Annotated in this window: 12 protein-coding genes; 3 read left to right on the forward strand and 9 right to left on the reverse strand. The window is 46.0% G+C overall.

The window, feature by feature from the left end; genetic code table 11:
- Window positions 1–12 precede the first annotated feature (12 nt).
- The 4 genes from R7Z47_RS13880 to fabB form a co-directional block, all read right to left on the reverse strand.
- On the reverse strand, window positions 13–4452 hold the full coding sequence (locus tag R7Z47_RS13880; RefSeq protein WP_318077680.1) for a FimV/HubP family polar landmark protein: 4440 nt from the start codon (window positions 4450–4452) through the stop codon (window positions 13–15).
- 197 nt (window positions 4453–4649) lie between these two features.
- Window positions 4650–5663, reverse strand: a complete 1014-nt coding sequence (locus tag R7Z47_RS13885; RefSeq protein ID WP_005380562.1) for an aspartate-semialdehyde dehydrogenase — start codon at window positions 5661–5663, stop codon at window positions 4650–4652.
- Window positions 5660–6793, reverse strand: a complete 1134-nt coding sequence (locus R7Z47_RS13890; RefSeq protein WP_005380560.1) for a 4-phosphoerythronate dehydrogenase — start codon at window positions 6791–6793, stop codon at window positions 5660–5662. Before R7Z47_RS13890 ends, R7Z47_RS13885 begins: the two co-directional genes overlap by 4 nt.
- A gap of 340 nt (window positions 6794–7133) precedes the next feature.
- A complete protein-coding gene (fabB, locus tag R7Z47_RS13895) occupies window positions 7134–8345 on the reverse strand; it encodes a beta-ketoacyl-ACP synthase I (protein ID WP_005380557.1) in 1212 nt (403 codons plus the stop codon).
- 128 nt (window positions 8346–8473) lie between these two features.
- Here fabB and mnmC point away from each other — a divergent pair, with 128 nt between their 5' ends.
- Entirely contained in the window at window positions 8474–10492 is a 2019-nt protein-coding gene (mnmC, locus tag R7Z47_RS13900) for a bifunctional tRNA (5-methylaminomethyl-2-thiouridine)(34)-methyltransferase MnmD/FAD-dependent 5-carboxymethylaminomethyl-2-thiouridine(34) oxidoreductase MnmC (protein WP_262606916.1), read from the forward strand.
- A gap of 76 nt (window positions 10493–10568) precedes the next feature.
- Here the strand turns inward: mnmC and R7Z47_RS13905 are convergent, their stop codons facing one another.
- The 3 genes from R7Z47_RS13905 to R7Z47_RS13915 all read right to left on the reverse strand — a co-directional run bounded on the left by R7Z47_RS13905 (window position 10569) and on the right by R7Z47_RS13915 (window position 12059).
- The gene (locus tag R7Z47_RS13905; RefSeq protein WP_005380552.1) at window positions 10569–11093 is read right to left on the reverse strand and encodes an NADPH-dependent FMN reductase; all 525 of its coding nucleotides are present in this window, start codon (window positions 11091–11093) and stop codon (window positions 10569–10571) included.
- Between the two features lie 146 nt (window positions 11094–11239).
- Entirely contained in the window at window positions 11240–11503 is a 264-nt protein-coding gene (locus R7Z47_RS13910; protein WP_017635933.1) for a YfcL family protein, read from the reverse strand.
- Window positions 11504–11528: 25 nt separating this feature from the next.
- Window positions 11529–12059 carry an elongation factor P hydroxylase gene (locus R7Z47_RS13915; RefSeq protein ID WP_213897693.1) on the reverse strand — a complete coding sequence of 177 codons (531 nt, stop codon included), beginning with the start codon at window positions 12057–12059 and terminating at the stop codon, window positions 11529–11531.
- A 332-nt stretch (window positions 12060–12391) separates the two neighbouring features.
- Between R7Z47_RS13915 and R7Z47_RS13920 the strand changes: the two genes are divergently transcribed.
- Window positions 12392–13015, forward strand: coding sequence for a trimeric intracellular cation channel family protein (locus R7Z47_RS13920; protein WP_005380544.1), 624 nt, complete (start codon window positions 12392–12394; stop codon window positions 13013–13015).
- Window positions 13016–13238: 223 nt separating this feature from the next.
- Here the strand turns inward: R7Z47_RS13920 and aroC are convergent, their stop codons facing one another.
- Window positions 13239–14324, reverse strand: coding sequence for a chorismate synthase (gene aroC, locus R7Z47_RS13925; protein WP_262606917.1), 1086 nt, complete (start codon window positions 14322–14324; stop codon window positions 13239–13241).
- A 180-nt stretch (window positions 14325–14504) separates the two neighbouring features.
- Complete coding sequence (prmB, locus tag R7Z47_RS13930; RefSeq protein ID WP_005380541.1) at window positions 14505–15437, reverse strand: 50S ribosomal protein L3 N(5)-glutamine methyltransferase; 933 nt, start codon at window positions 15435–15437, stop codon at window positions 14505–14507.
- A 62-nt stretch (window positions 15438–15499) separates the two neighbouring features.
- Between prmB and smrB the strand changes: the two genes are divergently transcribed.
- Entirely contained in the window at window positions 15500–16030 is a 531-nt protein-coding gene (smrB, locus tag R7Z47_RS13935; RefSeq protein WP_005380539.1) for an endonuclease SmrB, read from the forward strand.
- Window positions 16031–16075: the final 45 nt, after the last annotated feature.

Raw genomic sequence — 16075 nt, forward strand, 5'->3', positions numbered from 1 at the left:
TTTTGTTTCGGTTTATCGGCCATTAATGGCGTCAATCAGGCTTTTTGCTTCGCGGCGAATATCATCCTCACCGTAAACAATCGCCTCTTCTAGTAGTTTAATCGCCCCTTGAGAATCGTTCATCTCGAGATAGATTTTAGCCAAATCCAGTTTCCCAGCCGCTTCAGCATTGTTATCTACGTCAATATCGCCGATCTCGCCGATAACATCTGGAAACTCGTTCAATCCGACATCGAGCTTAAGGTCTTCTTCTTCGAACTCACCACCTTCTCTGTCGACCTGAGCCATCAATTCATCAATCGTCATAAATTGATTTTTCTTCGGGTCGAAGTCATCCAAGTCGCTTTGCTCTGCCCAGTTTTCTTGCGCGATCTCTGGCTGACTTAGTGCATCACTCGAATTCCAAACATCACGCTGGTCCTCAGGCACTTCTTCAGTAGAACTTACGTTATCAGCAGCGGGTTTAAAGCCATCCCAATCATCTCCAACATCAAGCATGGTTTCAAAATCCATACCTGCACTTGCGATGGTGTCACTGTCTAGTTTACCTTCAAATACTTCTGAGTTTGCGTCTTCCGTAAGAAGGTTAGCCATTGATGATTCATCATCCAAATTACTGAGCGGCTCACCCTCTGTCGCTGTTGGCTGCACTTCTGGGTCAGTATCAAAGCCGTTTTGCTGCGCAAATACTTCAAACAAAGCATCATGATCGTTATCGGCTTGAATAGCTGGTCTCGATGTCTCTGCTTCAACCTTAGGGCTCTCTGGCGCACCCTCGTTCATTGACGCGAGAACATCTTCCTCATTGAACTCTGGAAGATCTTGGTCGTCAAAACTTAACTCTTCATCCTCACCGGAGATTGGTTCTATATCTGCAGTCTCAGAGCTCGGTAATTCTGGCTCTTCTTCCATCGACGCCAAGGCATCTTCTTCGCTGAACTCTGGCAAATCGAGCTCATCAAAATTGAACTCTTCTTCGGACTCAGCTGACAAGTCGGCTTCAACTTGTTCTAGTTCAACGGACTCGGACGTTTCTAACGCAGGTTCGCCAGCCATAGACGCCAGTGCATCTTCTTCACTGAAGTCTGGCAAATCGAGCTCATCAAAATTGAACTCTTCTTCGGACTCAGTTGGCAAATCTGCTTCAGCTTGCTCTGGTTTAACGGACTCTGGCGTTTCTAACGCAGGTTCGCCAGCCATAGACGCCAATGCGTCGTCTTCACTAAACTCAGGAAGATCCAGCTCGTCAAAATTGAACTCTTCTTCGGACTCAGCTGACAAGTCGGCTTCAACTTGTTCTGGCTTAACGGACTCGGACGTTTCTAACGTAGGTTCGCCAGCCATAGACGCCAGTGCATCTTCTTCACTGAACTCTGGCAAATCGAGCTCATCAAAATTGAATTCATCTTCTGATTCAGCTGGCAAGTCTGCTTCAACCTGTTCTGGCTCAACAGACTCGGACGTTTCTAACTCCGGCTCATCCGTCATAGACGCCAATGCGTCTTCTTCACTAAACTCAGGAAGATCCAGCTCATCAAAATTGAACTCTTTTTCGGACTCGGTTGGTAAGTCAGCTTCGACTTGCTCTGGTTTAACGGACTCGGACGTTTCTAACGCAGGTTCGCCAGCCATGGACGCCAGGGCATCTTCTTCACTGAATTCTGGAAGATCCAGCTCGTCAAAATTGAACTCTTCTTCGGACTCAGCTGGCAAGTCGGCTTCAATTTGTTCTGGTTCAACGGACTCGGACGTTTCTAACGCAGGTTCGCCAGCCATAGATGCTAGAGCATCTTCTTCACTGAATTCTGGCAAATCTAGCTCATCAAAATTGAATTCATCTTCTGAATCGTTGGTCGACTCAGTTTCCGGCTCCAATTCAGGCTCATCCAGTAGCCAATCTTCTTCTTGTGGAACACCGAATTCATTTTCTATTGTATTTGGTGTCGGCGTGAAGGCTGGAATGTCTTCCTCTCGCTCAACGTGAGGCTGTACCTCAGCATCGGACTCCACGGATGGTTCTTGTGTTGAATCAGTATCGGTAGCCTCTTGTTGTAGTGATGAAGCTTCCTCTATCTCCGTTTGTGTTTTTTCAACTTGCTGCGGTAAATCGTCTTCACTATCAAATAGAGCGTCAAGTTCAGCAGAAAAATCCGCTTTTTCTTGTTCTGTTGGCAGAAGCTCTTCACTGTCTGACTCAAATAGGTCGTCTAGCTCGCTCATTAAAGGATCATTCTCTGGTGAGAGGTCCTCTAAATCACCAAGAAATTCATCGCTGCTAAATGGCTCTGAAGTAGCTTCTGGCTCGGTTAATGGTTGATCTTCTACAGCTTGTTGCGTGTCTGGCTGGTTTTCACTTAATAAAGCGTCGATGTCCAACCCAGACTCAATGTCCTGATCTTCATGAGTTTGTTCTGACTCAACTACGGGAGATGGCTTTTCGTCGGCGTCTGATTCACCAAAACCAAGTGATTTCAGTAACTCTTCCTCTTCCGATTTATTCTGCTCTGGGCTCTCGTCCTCTCGAATCAGATCATCAAACGGATCTAAATCAGCTTCAGTCTCTTCATCAAGTTCAGAGGTAACATCATCAATGAGTTCATCCAGTAAGTCTGTGCTATCTGCGTCTAACTCTTCGATCGAGTCATCACCTTCAAAACCAGAGATTGCTTCTAGCTCGTTTAGTGGATCAAACTCGTCTGCGTCATCTTCATCAAAATCAATGAGTTCATCGAGTAGCTCTGTACTGTTTTCATCTAGAACAGGACCTTCATTGGCGTCAGCTTCTCGAACTTCCGATTCACTAGCCGGTTGTTCATACTGGGCCAATAGCTTATCGATATCGTCGTCAGATGCCTCTCCTACACTAAAGTCATCATCCGAAACGGGCTGTTTTAACTCAGGCTCATCAGTATCTAAATCGAAGTCATCGTTGCCAAGTTCAGCAAACAAGTCATCAAGCATATCCTGGTCGACAGTGTCACTTGGTAACTCTTCTGACGGCTCATCGGCTGCAAGTAACTCGGCAAATGCGTCGTCTGAAAGCAAGTCTGATTTCTCATTCGTATCATCCGAAAGATCGAAGCCAGACTCATCGTCATCGAGCACTTCTAGTTCTGGAGCAACCTCATCTAAGGCTCGCTCCATTTCTTCTAAACCAAGCGCTTTTTCTTCGCCGTTGACTTGGATACCATTGTTCGATGATTCAAACTCATCCAGACCAACATCTAGGTCGCCGTCATCGCCAATATCTGCAAATGGGTCATCGTCCCCTTCCAGATTGAAATCAAGTTCTTCATCGTCGAGGTTAGCAAAGACGTCTTCTTCTAAATCTGACTTCTCTTTTTCTAAAGACTGTGCGTTGATATCTTCATCTGCAAACAATTCATCATCAAGCGTGAGCTCTTCATCCAGCTCATCCGCCGCCGCTAAACCGATTGGCGCCGCAAGAGGATCAACGTTTTGCTGTTCCTGTGCAGCCGCATCTTCCTCTTTCGCTTTAGAGCGTCGACCAAGAAGCATAACAACTAGCAACGCAATCAAAGCACCAGGAATTAATGCCGCAAGACCAACAAGCCAACCATTCGACAAAATTTTGTCCATGGTGCTTGGTTGCATGCGTTGTTGTTCAGCAAGGCGCTGGCGTTCTTCAGCAAGCAGCTTCTCGACTTCTGAGCGAATGCGTTCTTCGTCATTCAGCTCGCTTTTCAAAGTTTCGACTTCGCTTTGCACTTCTGACAGCATCAATCGAAGACGATGGTTCTTCTCTTCTAATGAGTCTAATTCACTTTGTGAGCCTTGAAGTTTGTCCTTTAGCGCACTGACCTGCTTTTCACCCTGCGGAGAGGTAGTTACTGGTGGCGCAGGGATGACGGGTATTGTTTTCGGAGTTGGTTTTGGCTCCGTTGCTGCCACTGTCTCTGGCTTAGCCGCAGGCTTGGGTTCTACTTTAATTTGTGGCTTTGGTTGCTCGGTGACTCGTTGTGCTGGCGTCGCTCTATTTGTCGGCTTCGGCTGTTTTAACTTAGCTTCATGCGCCTTCATAATCGCAACAGCTTGCGCTGTGGTCGCGCTTTGCACTTGCTCTAGAGAAGGTACTCGTAGCCGACTCCCTGGGATCAATTCATGAATGTTTTGGTTCTCAAACGCTTGAGGGTTAATTCGGTAAATGGCAAGAAGCGTTTGTTGAACGGTAACACCGCGTGAAGGTCGTAATTCTGAAGCGATCGACCATAGTGTTTGATTTTCACCAGTCGGACCAAAGAAACGTGACGGTTGAGTATTCGCAGGAGGAGCAGGTAATGCTCGCTCAATATCTTCAGCATAGCTCGGAGATGATTGCACTTCACCAGACGGTCCAACAAGACGAATTCCTTCGGCTTGAACCACTGATGATGTCTGAGTCGCGCTCATCAACACAAGGGCTGCTAACAAACGCTTATAATTTTGACGCATAGAAGGCTCAGTTTTGTGCTAGATACAATTTGAAATGGTGATCGGTTAAATATATCGGATATCGCATGCAAAACTATAGCGTTGAGAATAAAAAATGTGTGGCTCTCGCCATATTCGTACTAATCTCACACTATTTTGTTTCGTTCGTACAAAAAAGCCTCGCACTGTGCGAGGCTTTGAAATGAACTGTAAGCGACTTAGTAGTAATCGCGGATCAGAACTTCTGCGATTTGCACCGCGTTAGTTGCCGCGCCTTTACGCACGTTATCAGCAACAACCCACAGGTTTACGCCGCTATGATGGCTGATATCGTTACGGATACGGCCAACCATTACATGGTCTTTACCGCCCGCATCGCGAACTTGTGTAGGGAAGTCTTCACCGTGGAACACTTCGATACCGTCAGTTTGTTCAAGCAAGTTAACGACTTCTTGTGCATCGATAGGTGAACGAGTCTCAATGTGAAGTGCTTCTGCGTGACCGTAGAATACAGGAACACGTACACACGTTGGATTGACTGTGATTGATGGATCGTTAAAGATCTTCTGTGTTTCCCACACCATTTTCATTTCTTCTTTGGTGTAGCCGTTTTCCATCATCTGATCGATTTGTGGAATGCAGTTAAACGCGATCTGTTGAGAGAATTGCTTCTTGTCTGCAGGCAGACCGTTTAGCAGCTTCGCCGTTTGACCTGCTAGCTCATCGATACCCGCTTTGCCTGCACCAGACACCGATTGGTAAGTTGATACGTTAATACGCTCAATGCCCACCGCATCGTGAATTGGTTTTAGTGCCACCAGCATTTGGATGGTTGAACAGTTCGGGTTCGCGATAATGTTACGGTTACGAAACTCTGCAATCGCTTCTGGGTTTACTTCTGGCACAACAAGAGGAATGTCGTACTCGTAACGGAAGTGTGATGTATTGTCGATAACAATCACGCCTTCATCAGCGGCAATTGGAGCCCACTTGGCTGATAGCTCACCACCAGCAGAAAACAGTGCGATATGCGCTTGAGACCAATCGAACTCTTCTACGTTTTGAACGCGTACCGTTTTACCATTGAAGCGGTAAGTCTTGCCTTCGCTGCGCTCACTCGCGAGTAGGAAGATTTCGCCTACTGGGAATTTGCGCTCTTGAAGCACATCCAAAATTGTTTCACCGACCGCACCGGTCGCACCTAAAATGGCAACATTATATTGCTGGCTCATTGACTTACCTCAATCTGAAAACCTAGTTCTGCTAATGGAGCAAGGTTACATGTTTTGTTACCCACTAGCGTGACAGCGCTGTATTCACGGCGATCCCAGTAGTTTTTACGCATCAGGTCAAAAGCGCCTGGCTTACTGATTTCACGGCGGAAAAGAGCGTCATCTCTACGCACATCATAGATTAACTGCGTGATGTTATGCAGTGTTGCTTCGTCCCAAGCTCTGTCCAATACCATAGTAGGAACAGGCGCGGTTGGCAGTAAATCGCTGGCATGCGCACGTAATTCGTTATTTAAGAACTCACAGTAGCTGTTGAAAATCATCGTTGTACCGCGAGCTTTCCCTTCCAGACCATAGCCTGCAACGTGAGGGGTTGCGAATGCTAGCAGAGGCAGAAGCTCCATATCAACCTCTGGTTCAAATTCAAATACGTCGAGTGCCGCTGTAAAGCCATCATTTTTCAAAAGACGTTGCTTCAAAGCAGCGTTGTCAACGATGGGACCTCGAGCCGCGTTAATCAAAATTTGATCGCTGCGGAGACCATTTAATACCTTCTCATCAATCAAATGATGCGTTGGGTATGGGCCATCTTTGGTGATTGGCGTATGTAGTGTAATGATGTCTGAGCTTTCAATCAGTTCTGTCAACGGAGTAAAGCTACGAGGATCACCAGCCTCTTGTTTGAATGGGTCATTGATGAGAACTTTAATACCCATGCCTTTCAAACATTTCTCTAGGTAGCTACCTACTTGGCCTGCACCAATAATACCTACCGTCTTGTCAAATACCGAGAAACCTTGTTGCTGAGCGAGCACCATCATCACGCTGAACGCGTATTCCGCCACACCCACTTTGTTACACCCTGGCGCCGCAGTGAAGAAAATGCCTTTCTCTTTTAAGAGTGCTTGGTCAACATGATCCATGCCTGCCGTGGCCGTACCAACAAACTTCAGCTTGTTTGCTTTGCTGATCAGGTCAGCATTCACTTTGGTGACTGAGCGAATCATTAGGGCATCAACATCCACTAAATCATCAGCGGTCAGTGTACGACCTGGTTTTAGAATTACGTTACCGAGTTGGCTGAATAGTTCTTCAGCATACGGCATATTTTCATCAACAATAATTTTCATAGCGCCAGCGTTCTAACATCCATTTGTAAGAGTTCGTTTATTCGCAAGATGCGAAACTAAAGCGATTGTGCCCTTTTCCCGAAAAATCTCAAGATATAACACCAATAAACCTCAAGGAGGTAACTCCTATAGAATCGATTGACGGGAAGCCTAGAGAAAAGCAGAAACAGAGAAAAGAAAAAGCCCGGCTAAATAGCCGGGCAAAGTTCCAGAACAAAAGGATCCTATCCCGCTCTCCATGGGATAGAGTCTGCGTCTGTTCGATCAGTGTGACTGATCAAGCTCTGGAAACTGGATTGTTGGCGTTTACAGTACTCTCGCAAGGCGCCAACAAATTCAGTTAACCTTGGTACTTTTTAATAACCAAAGTTGCGTTTGTGCCGCCAAAGCCAAAGCTGTTTGACATTACGGTCGTTAGCTCTGCATCACGTGCTTCTGTCACGATGTCCAGACCTTGTGCTGCTTCGTCCAAGTTTGAAATATTGATGCTTGGAGCAATGAAGTTTTTGTCTAGCATAAGTGTTGAGTAAATTGCTTCGTGCACGCCCGCTGCGCCGAGTGCGTGGCCAGTCATTGCTTTTGTTGCAGAGATTGCAGGGCTGTTCTCACCAAACAATTGTTGGATAGCACCAAGCTCTTTCACGTCACCAACGGGTGTCGATGTGCCGTGCGTGTTGATGTAATCCACACCATCAACGTCTTGCATCGCCATCTTCATACAACGAATTGCGCCTTCACCTGATGGCGCTACCATGTCGTAGCCATCTGATGTCGCACCGTAACCTACGATTTCACCGTAGATTTTCGCACCACGTGCCAGTGCGTGCTCTAGTTCTTCAATAACCAGCATGCCGCCGCCGCCCGAGATAACAAAACCGTCACGGTCTGCATCGTATGTACGAGATGCTTTGTCTGGCGTGTCATTGTATTTGGTTGACAGTGCGCCCATCGCATCAAACATCATAGTTTGAGACCAATCTAGCTCTTCGCCGCCACCAGCAAAAACAATATCTTGTTTGCCTAGTTGAATAAGCTCCATAGCATGGCCGATACAGTGTGCAGATGTTGCACATGCAGAGCTCATTGAGTAGTTCACGCCACGAATCTTAAATGGCGTAGCAAGACAAGCAGAAACAGTAGAAGACATAGTACGAGGAACCATGTAAGGACCAACTCGCTTTACGCCTTTGGCGCGCATCGTGTCTGTCGCTACCGTTTGATTGTATGCAGAAGCACCGCCAGAACCTGCAACGATACCGGTACGATCGTTTGAAACCTGCTCTTCTGTAAGACCAGCGTCTGCGATTGCCTGCTCCATTGATAGGTATGCATAAGCAGCCGCATCACCCATAAAGCGCATCTGCTTACGGTCGATGTGTTCCGCCGGGTTGATTTTTAGGTCACCCCATACTTGCGAACGAAGACCGTGTTCTTTGAACTGCTCAGATGCAGTGATGCCAGATTTGCCCGCTTTAAGAGACGCTAGAACTTCTTCGACGTTGTTACCGATACTTGAAACAATACCCATACCGGTGATTACGACTCGTTTCATTATGACATTCCTATAATTCAAAAATCCGCTAGATGATAACTAAGATAGTCAACAAAAGTGGTCAGCTTTCCCATAAATTCGTACAATCGCCCCATTCTTACCGCGCCAAATCACAAATTTGCACCATTATGACTTCAATAAAAAACGCAGAACTTGGTTGGAACGAAGCTGGTACTCCGGTTTCAGACCAATTTGATGATGTTTACTTCTCTAACGTAAACGGTCTTGAAGAGACACGCTACGTTTTCTTAAAACAAAATCATCTCCCAGAAAGATGGCAGGAATTTGACCAAAGACGTTTTGTCATTGGTGAAACAGGATTTGGCACGGGATTAAACTTCTTAGCAGTATGCCAGTGGTTTAGTGAGTTTCGTCGTCAGCATCCGGACGCAACATTGAAAGAGCTGCATTTTATTAGCTTTGAAAAATACCCATTAAGCAAAGCCGATTTAAAGAAGGCGCATGAAGCTTGGCCTGAGCTAGCTGAATACGCGGAAAAGTTACAAAAGCACTACCCTGCCGCTGTGCCGGAGTGTCATCGCATTGTTTTAGAAGACGGCGCAATCACACTCGACCTTTGGTTTGGTGACATTAAAGACTGCATGCCGCAAGTTCCATACAACGAACAAGGTTTGATTGATGCTTGGTTCTTAGATGGATTCGCGCCAAGCAAAAACCCAGAAATGTGGAACCAAGGCCTGTTCAACAACATGGCAAAGCTAGCCAAGCAAGATTGTACAGTTGCCACGTTTACCGCAGCAGGCTTTGTACGTCGTGGTTTGAACGAAGCTGGCTTTACAATGAAAAAGGTGAAAGGTTTCGGCACTAAGCGAGAAATGATCGCCGGCTCTATGGAGCAACGTGAAAAGCAATCGAACCATCTCCCTTGGTTCAATCGCTCAGCATCTAGCAATCTTGATTCGATTGCCATCATTGGTGGTGGTATAGCTAGCGCGGCGTTAGCGAAAACGTTAGTTCGTCGTGGCCAAAACGTCACCCTTTACTGTAAAGACAAACAACCAGCCAAAGGAGCTTCAGGCAATCGACAAGGAGCCGTTTATCCACTGCTTAATGGCCCGCACACGGGTGTTTCACGAGTGTTTGCTCCTGCATTTTTGTTCGCACGTCAGTTTGTTGAACAAGCAGCACAAGAGATCGATTTTGATCATGACTGGTGTGGCGTAACTCAGTTGATGTGGGATGACAAATCCACAGACAAACTGGAGAAAATGCTTGCGGGTAACTTCACTCCAGAGCTCATTCAAAAGCTGTCCGCCGAGGAAACTGCGAACACTATCGGGTTACCTATTGATATGGCGTCTGTGCACTACCCAATGGGAGGGTGGCTGTGCCCTGCCGAGTTAACTCGCGGGTTAATTAAACAATTGGAGAAGACGTCGTTACTCTCAACGAAGTTTGAACATCTTGTTGAGGCATTAGATTGGGATGAAAAGCGTCAGCTCTGGCTACTAACGGCGAGTGGTCAAACATTTGAGCACTCAACGGTTGTAATTGCGAACGGCCATGAGTTCCAGACATTGAGTCAAACCGCTTCCCTACCAATGGGACAAGTGAAAGGACAAGTCAGTCATGCGCCAGCAACCGAAACGCTGAGTCAGCTGAAAACGGTGTTGTGTTACGACGGTTACATGACACCTGTTAACCCAAGTAATCAACACTTGTGTATCGGTGCAAGCTACGACCGCAGTCACCTTGACTACGAATTTGATGAAAACGCCCAAAAAGATAATGCGGAAAAGCTAGTGAAATGTGTACCGAATCAAACATGGGCAAAAGAGGTAGATATCACTGGTAATCAATCTCGCCAAGGTATTCGTTGTGTTAGCCGAGATCACTTACCATTTGTCGGAAATGTGGGTGACTTTGAGACGATCAAAACGCAATACGCCAACTTACAAAATCAAAAAGAAGAAGAGGTAGAAACCATTCATCAGTACCCTAACCTATTCTGCTTCTTAGGTTTAGGATCTCGTGGACTGAGCTCTGCACCATTATTAGCTGAAGTGTTGGCCTCCCAGATCTGTGGGGACCCGCTGCCATTACCGGTTGATGTATTGAGCGAACTTCACCCAAGTCGAATGTGGGTTCGTAAACTAAGAAAAGGCAAAGCCATTACCGAGCTGTAAGAGTATTCTCTCGTTTTAATTCCCGACACAGATACGTGTCGGGAATCGCTAACTCATTAAGTCGCTCGTACTGAGATTACTTCAGCAGTGCAACTGCCTGTTTCACTTGCTCTGCCACTTCTGGGTTTACAACCTTACCCGATTCCACGTCAAAATTTTCGTAGAAGCTCGGCACAGATAACGACGCCTTTACATCCGCGCCAAAAAATTGTGCAGAACCTGTCGCCGCCGCAAGAACACTTTGTGCACCACCGGGACCTGGGGAAGTTGCTAAATAAACGACAGGTTTGTTTTGAAATACATTACGCTCAATGCGCGTCGCCCAATCGAACAAGTTTTTATAGGCCGCTGGGTACGAACCGTTGTGCTCTGCGAAGGAAACAACGAGAGCGTCAGCCTCCGCCAAGTCACGTAAAAACGCGACAGCCCCTTCAGCTTGACCTATTTCTTTCTCTTTGTCCTCGCTAAACATTGGCGCTTGATAATCGTTTAAGTCTAGAACATTCACTTGAGCGCCTTCGACTTGATTTGCTGCGTATGTAGCAAGTAGTTTGTTGATTGAGGTAGAGCTGGTAGATGCACCAAATGCGACAATTTTCATGGTTGTAATCCTTTGTTCACGTTTTATGCTGATCAGAATAAAAGTTGAACAGTTTCGCTACAACCACAAAAATTTTATGGAGAGGTTCGAATTTTTCGAAGTAGTAAATTACTAGGATTAAATAAAGGGAGAACGCTGCTTAGGGATTAAGCCTGAGCCTGGAGCTCTTGCCACAAATCACTGACAATCACGCGATCGGCCGGGCTTAACTCGGTACGCGCATTTTCTAAGCTGCTCTCAATGCGTGACTTCAGCTCAGTAATATCGCTAATCCCTTCTTCTTCACAAGACGCCGCGGATAAAGAGATGTGACCACGTAAATAACCACCAGCAAACAATTCATCGTCAGATGCTGTTTCAATTCGAGCATCAATCAGTTCCAGTAGTTTTTCTTCAAATTCAATAATCATGGTGTATCTCTGAGGTTATTAGTGGTTATTTAACGAAAAAGTCCGACGCTTCCAGTGGCTTAGTTTGATAAAATGCGCGCAGGGCATCAGAAAGCATTTTCACTCGCAAAGGCAAGCCAACGTCCAAAATACCTAGCACTTCTTTATGCACTTTTTTCATAAAGCCGAGCCTATCTGGTTCAAAATCGCCGTGTAGATTGTCACAACTCACCGTAAAAGGGAAGCCAGCGCTTTGTGCCAGAATCCATTCATAAGCTTGAGGTCGCACTTCAACTTTCTCAAACTCCGCTTGAACTTCTGCTGTTCGCCCATCGGGTTCATACCAATAGCCAAAATCTTCCAGCAAACGACGCTCTGGACCAGCCACACACCAATGCGAAATCTCGTGTAAAGCAGAGGCGTAAAAACCCCGAGCAAAAATAATCCGATGATGAGGGTGTTCATCATCAGCAGGAAGATAAATAGGCTCATCACCACCTAACTCTAATTTCGTATTAAATTGTTCTAAAAAGGTGTCATTAAAAATGGTGATTAAGTCTTGGTATTCGTGGGTCATCGTCGAGTTTGTACTTCAGTTTGACATGCGCTGCATATTGTCGCTGTTTTTAGCTATGAGGTAAAGGCAACCCCACATTTTTGGTTATTAGTTGAATTTATCTGAACATCGCTTTCTCCATACAATTTCTCATTCGTCAGCGTACTTATTTACCACTACACTCTCGCCTTATTTTGATGCCGTTCAAACCGCTATTTTTAAGCCGTTTGATTACAAGCATGTTGCTGGTTTTAATCACTTTTTAAGAGAGATAGAACCGTTTGTAAGTGTTGTTACTTCGCCTACGCTGATTCTCGTAGAACGTAGTGACTTTTTACGTTGAGTGTTTCCCTATGTTGCTAAGTGTGTTGTATATCATTGGTATCACGGCTGAAGCCATGACAGGTGCGTTAAGTGCTGGTAGAAGAAAGATGGACTGGTTTGGTGTTATGTTGGTGGCCAGCGCAACGGCCATTGGTGGTGGCACCGTACGTGACATTCTATTAGGCCACTACCCTCTTGGTTGGGTAAAAAACCCAGAGTTCCTTGCAATTACGTGTGTTGCAGGTGTGCTAACAACAGGTTTAGCGAAATGGGTGATTAAGCTGAAAGGTCTGTTCATTCGCCTCGATGCATTAGGTTTAATCGTGTTTAGTATCATCGGAACAAAAATTGCGATGGGCATGGGCTTGCACCCTGGTATTTGTATGGTTTCAGCGTTAGTAACTGGTGTATTCGGTGGGCTACTTCGCGACTTAATCTGTCGCCAAACACCATTGGTACTGCATGAAGAGCTTTACGCTTCTGTCGCTCTTATCGCATCAGGAATGTACTTAGCGCTATTAGAATTCAATGTTCCCGATGTCACTGCCACTATTATTACACTGGTTACTGGTTACATGTTGCGTATGGCTGCGGTACGCTTTAAGTGGCGTCTGCCTTCTTTCCATTTGGAAACCGAAGGCTCGATTCATTAAGCAAAAACTACTTAAACAAAAAAGGTTGCCTGATAAAATTGTGCCACCCGCGATTCAGTGAGTGGCATAATTTTATATTCAGTCATCCTGAACAGCGACGAAGGAGCATGATTCAGGATCTATTATCCGAGCACTCTGTTGTCAGAGATGTTTCTTTCTCTTTTCATCGTGCTGAAATTAGATTCCTAGTCTCGCTATAGCTCGCTGGAATGACACAAAGCTCTTAAATCTTCGGTGTTTCAGTTGTTACGCCATGGTTTTGACCACGGTGGCGTAGTAAATGATCCATCACCACAATAGCCAGCATCGCTTCTGCGATAGGCACAGCACGAATACCCACACATGGGTCATGACGACCTTTGGTGATCAACTGAGTTGGTTCACCTTCTTTTGTGATGGTCTCACCCGGCACAGTGATACTTGATGTTGGCTTAAGCGCAATGTTTGCGACAATGTCTTGACCAGTCGAGATACCACCAAGAATGCCACCCGCATGATTACTACCAAAACCTTCAGGAGCAAGCGTATCACGGTGCTGACTGCCTTTTTGGGTTACCACCTCGAAACCGTCTCCGATTTCCACGCCTTTCACCGCGTTGATGCTCATTAGTGCGTGCGCGATGTCTGCATCCAAACGGTCAAATACGGGTTCCCCAAGACCAACAGGCACGTTAGTTGCCACAACCTGGATTTTTGCGCCAATAGAGTCGCCTTCTTTTTTCAGGTCACGGATAAGTTGGTCAAATGCTTCTACTTTGTCAGCATCAGGGCAGAAGAATGCATTGTTCTCGATTTCGCTCCAATCTACCTTGTCGATAGATACATCACCCATTTGTGACAAGTAAGCACGAATCTCAACACCAAACTCATCTTTTAAGTATTTCTTCGCGATTGCACCAGCCGCCACACGCATTGCGGTTTCACGAGCTGAAGAACGGCCGCCACCGCGATAGTCGCGGATGCCATATTTTTGGTGGTAAGTGTAATCAGCATGACCCGGTCTGAACTTATCTTTGATGTCAGAGTAGTCTTTTGAGCGCTGATCGGTGTTTTCAATTAGCAAACCGATCGATGTGCCCGTGGTTTTGCCTTCAAAAACGCCAGAAAGAATTTTAACTTCATCCGGTTCACGACGTTGTGTGGTGTAACGTGATGTGCCTGGACGACGGCGGTCGAGATCGATTTGTAGATCTGCTTCTGTAATTTCCAACCCCGGAGGACATCCGTCTACGATACATCCCAGTGCGATACCGTGACTTTCCCCGAATGTCGTCACTCGGAAATGTTGTCCGATACTGTTTCCTGCCATTACTTCCTCAAGTTTTTATCGCCACGCTCTCTCAAAACAGAGCATAGCTGCTTTCCAATTCTTCGTGGATTCATAGTGGCTTTATTACGTTTTGATGTAAAGAGTTAATATCGGCGAGGTATGCATAAAAAAAACACCGAGCATAAAGCTCGGTGTTTTGATGTTTAGTGCAAGACTCTATTAGTCTTTGTACAGTTTAAACTCTTCTGCACACTCAACCAGCTGGTCACGCGTTAGCATAAATACGCCATGACCGCCGTTCTCGAACTCAATCCAAGTAAATGGAATCTCTGGGTACTGTTCCATCATATGAATCATTGAGTTTCCGACTTCACAAATAAGAATGCCGTTATCTGTTAGATAATCTGGCGCGTTAGCAAGAATACGACGCACTAGTTTTAGACCATCCGTACCCGCAGCTAGCCCAAGCTCAGGCTCATGCGTAAACTCATCTGGCAGGCTGTTCATGTCTTCTTCATCCACATATGGTGGGTTGGACACGATTAGATTGTATTTCTCTTTTGGAAGATCACGGAACAAATCAGAGCGAATTGGGAACACTTGCTGCTCCATGCCGTGATCTTGTACGTTTTGCTCAGCCACTTGTAGAGCATCTGTAGAGATGTCGATAGCATCCACTTCTGCTTCAGGGAAAGCGTGCGCACAAGCAATCGCAATACAACCAGAACCCGTACATAGGTCCATGATGCGCGTAGGCTCTTCCACCAACCAAGGTTGGAATTCCGCTTGAATCAATTCGCCGATAGGAGAACGTGGCACAAGTACACGCTCATCAACGAAGAACTCAAGACCGCAGAACCATGCTTTGTTTGTTAGGTATGCTGTTGGCGTACGCTCGTTGATGCGTTTTACTACGCGCTCAACAATACGTAGACGCTCGCTTGTCGTTAGGCGAGAGTTCAATACGTGCGGAGGCACATCAATCGGCAAGTATAAGGTTGGCAGGATAAGCTGAACAGCTTCATCCCACGCATTATCAGTACCATGACCGTAAAACAGGTTCGCTGCATTAAAGCGGCTTACCGTCCAACGAATCATATCTTGAAGGGTATGCAGCTCCGATACCGCTTCTTCTACAAAAATCTTATCCAAAATTGCCTCCGAAAAGCGCTACAATACTGCCAATAAAGTTTATTAATGAAATTGTTTACCTAATGAGCAAAAAAGACACCGAGAACGATGACGATTTCGCCTTGTTTCAGGAAGCAGTACAGGGCGTAAAAAAGTTGCGACAGGATACCATAATCCAGCAACCAAAAAAAAATACTAAGCAAAAAGAAATCAAGCGCTCCAACCGTGAAGCGAGTGACTCTGAATTTTACTTTTCAGACGAGTTTGTCCCTCTATTAAACGATGAAGGTCCAACTCGTTATGCACGTGACGACGTCTCCACTTATGAAGTCAAACGTCTACGTCGTGGCGTGTATGTACCGGACGTGTTCCTCGATATGCACGGCATGACACAGCAAGAAGCAAAACGCGAGCTTGGTGCGATGATAGCCTATTGCATCAAAAACGAGATTCATTGTGCGTGTGTGCAACATGGTATTGGGAAACACATCCTGAAACAGAAAGCCCCACTTTGGTTAGCACAGCATCCTGACGTTATGGCTTTTCACCAAGCGCCACTAGAATTTGGTGGTGATGGTGCGTTGTTAGTGTTGCTTTCTATTCCTGAAAAGTAACAGGCTTGCTGTAGACACTAAACGAAAAGGCAGGGATCTCCTGCC

It is taken from the genome of Vibrio sp. 1641 (assembly GCF_033339995.1).
GTDB lineage: Bacteria > Pseudomonadota > Gammaproteobacteria > Enterobacterales > Vibrionaceae > Vibrio > Vibrio alginolyticus.

Excerpts from the sequence above, each read along its gene's own strand:
- R7Z47_RS13880 (WP_318077680.1), bottom strand. The coding sequence starts at position 4,452 with ATGCGTCAAAATTATAAGCGTTTGTTAGCAGCCCTTGTGTTGATGAGC.
- R7Z47_RS13885 (WP_005380562.1), bottom strand. The coding sequence starts at position 5,663 with ATGAGCCAGCAATATAATGTTGCCATTTTAGGTGCGACCGGTGCGGTC.
- R7Z47_RS13890 (WP_005380560.1), bottom strand. The coding sequence starts at position 6,793 with ATGAAAATTATTGTTGATGAAAATATGCCGTATGCTGAAGAACTATTC.
- fabB (WP_005380557.1), bottom strand. The coding sequence starts at position 8,345 with ATGAAACGAGTCGTAATCACCGGTATGGGTATTGTTTCAAGTATCGGT.
- mnmC (WP_262606916.1), top strand. The coding sequence starts at position 8,474 with ATGACTTCAATAAAAAACGCAGAACTTGGTTGGAACGAAGCTGGTACT.
- R7Z47_RS13905 (WP_005380552.1), bottom strand. The coding sequence starts at position 11,093 with ATGAAAATTGTCGCATTTGGTGCATCTACCAGCTCTACCTCAATCAAC.
- R7Z47_RS13910 (WP_017635933.1), bottom strand. The coding sequence starts at position 11,503 with ATGATTATTGAATTTGAAGAAAAACTACTGGAACTGATTGATGCTCGA.
- R7Z47_RS13915 (WP_213897693.1), bottom strand. The coding sequence starts at position 12,059 with ATGACCCACGAATACCAAGACTTAATCACCATTTTTAATGACACCTTT.
- R7Z47_RS13920 (WP_005380544.1), top strand. The coding sequence starts at position 12,392 with ATGTTGCTAAGTGTGTTGTATATCATTGGTATCACGGCTGAAGCCATG.
- aroC (WP_262606917.1), bottom strand. The coding sequence starts at position 14,324 with ATGGCAGGAAACAGTATCGGACAACATTTCCGAGTGACGACATTCGGG.
- smrB (WP_005380539.1), top strand. The coding sequence starts at position 15,500 with ATGAGCAAAAAAGACACCGAGAACGATGACGATTTCGCCTTGTTTCAG.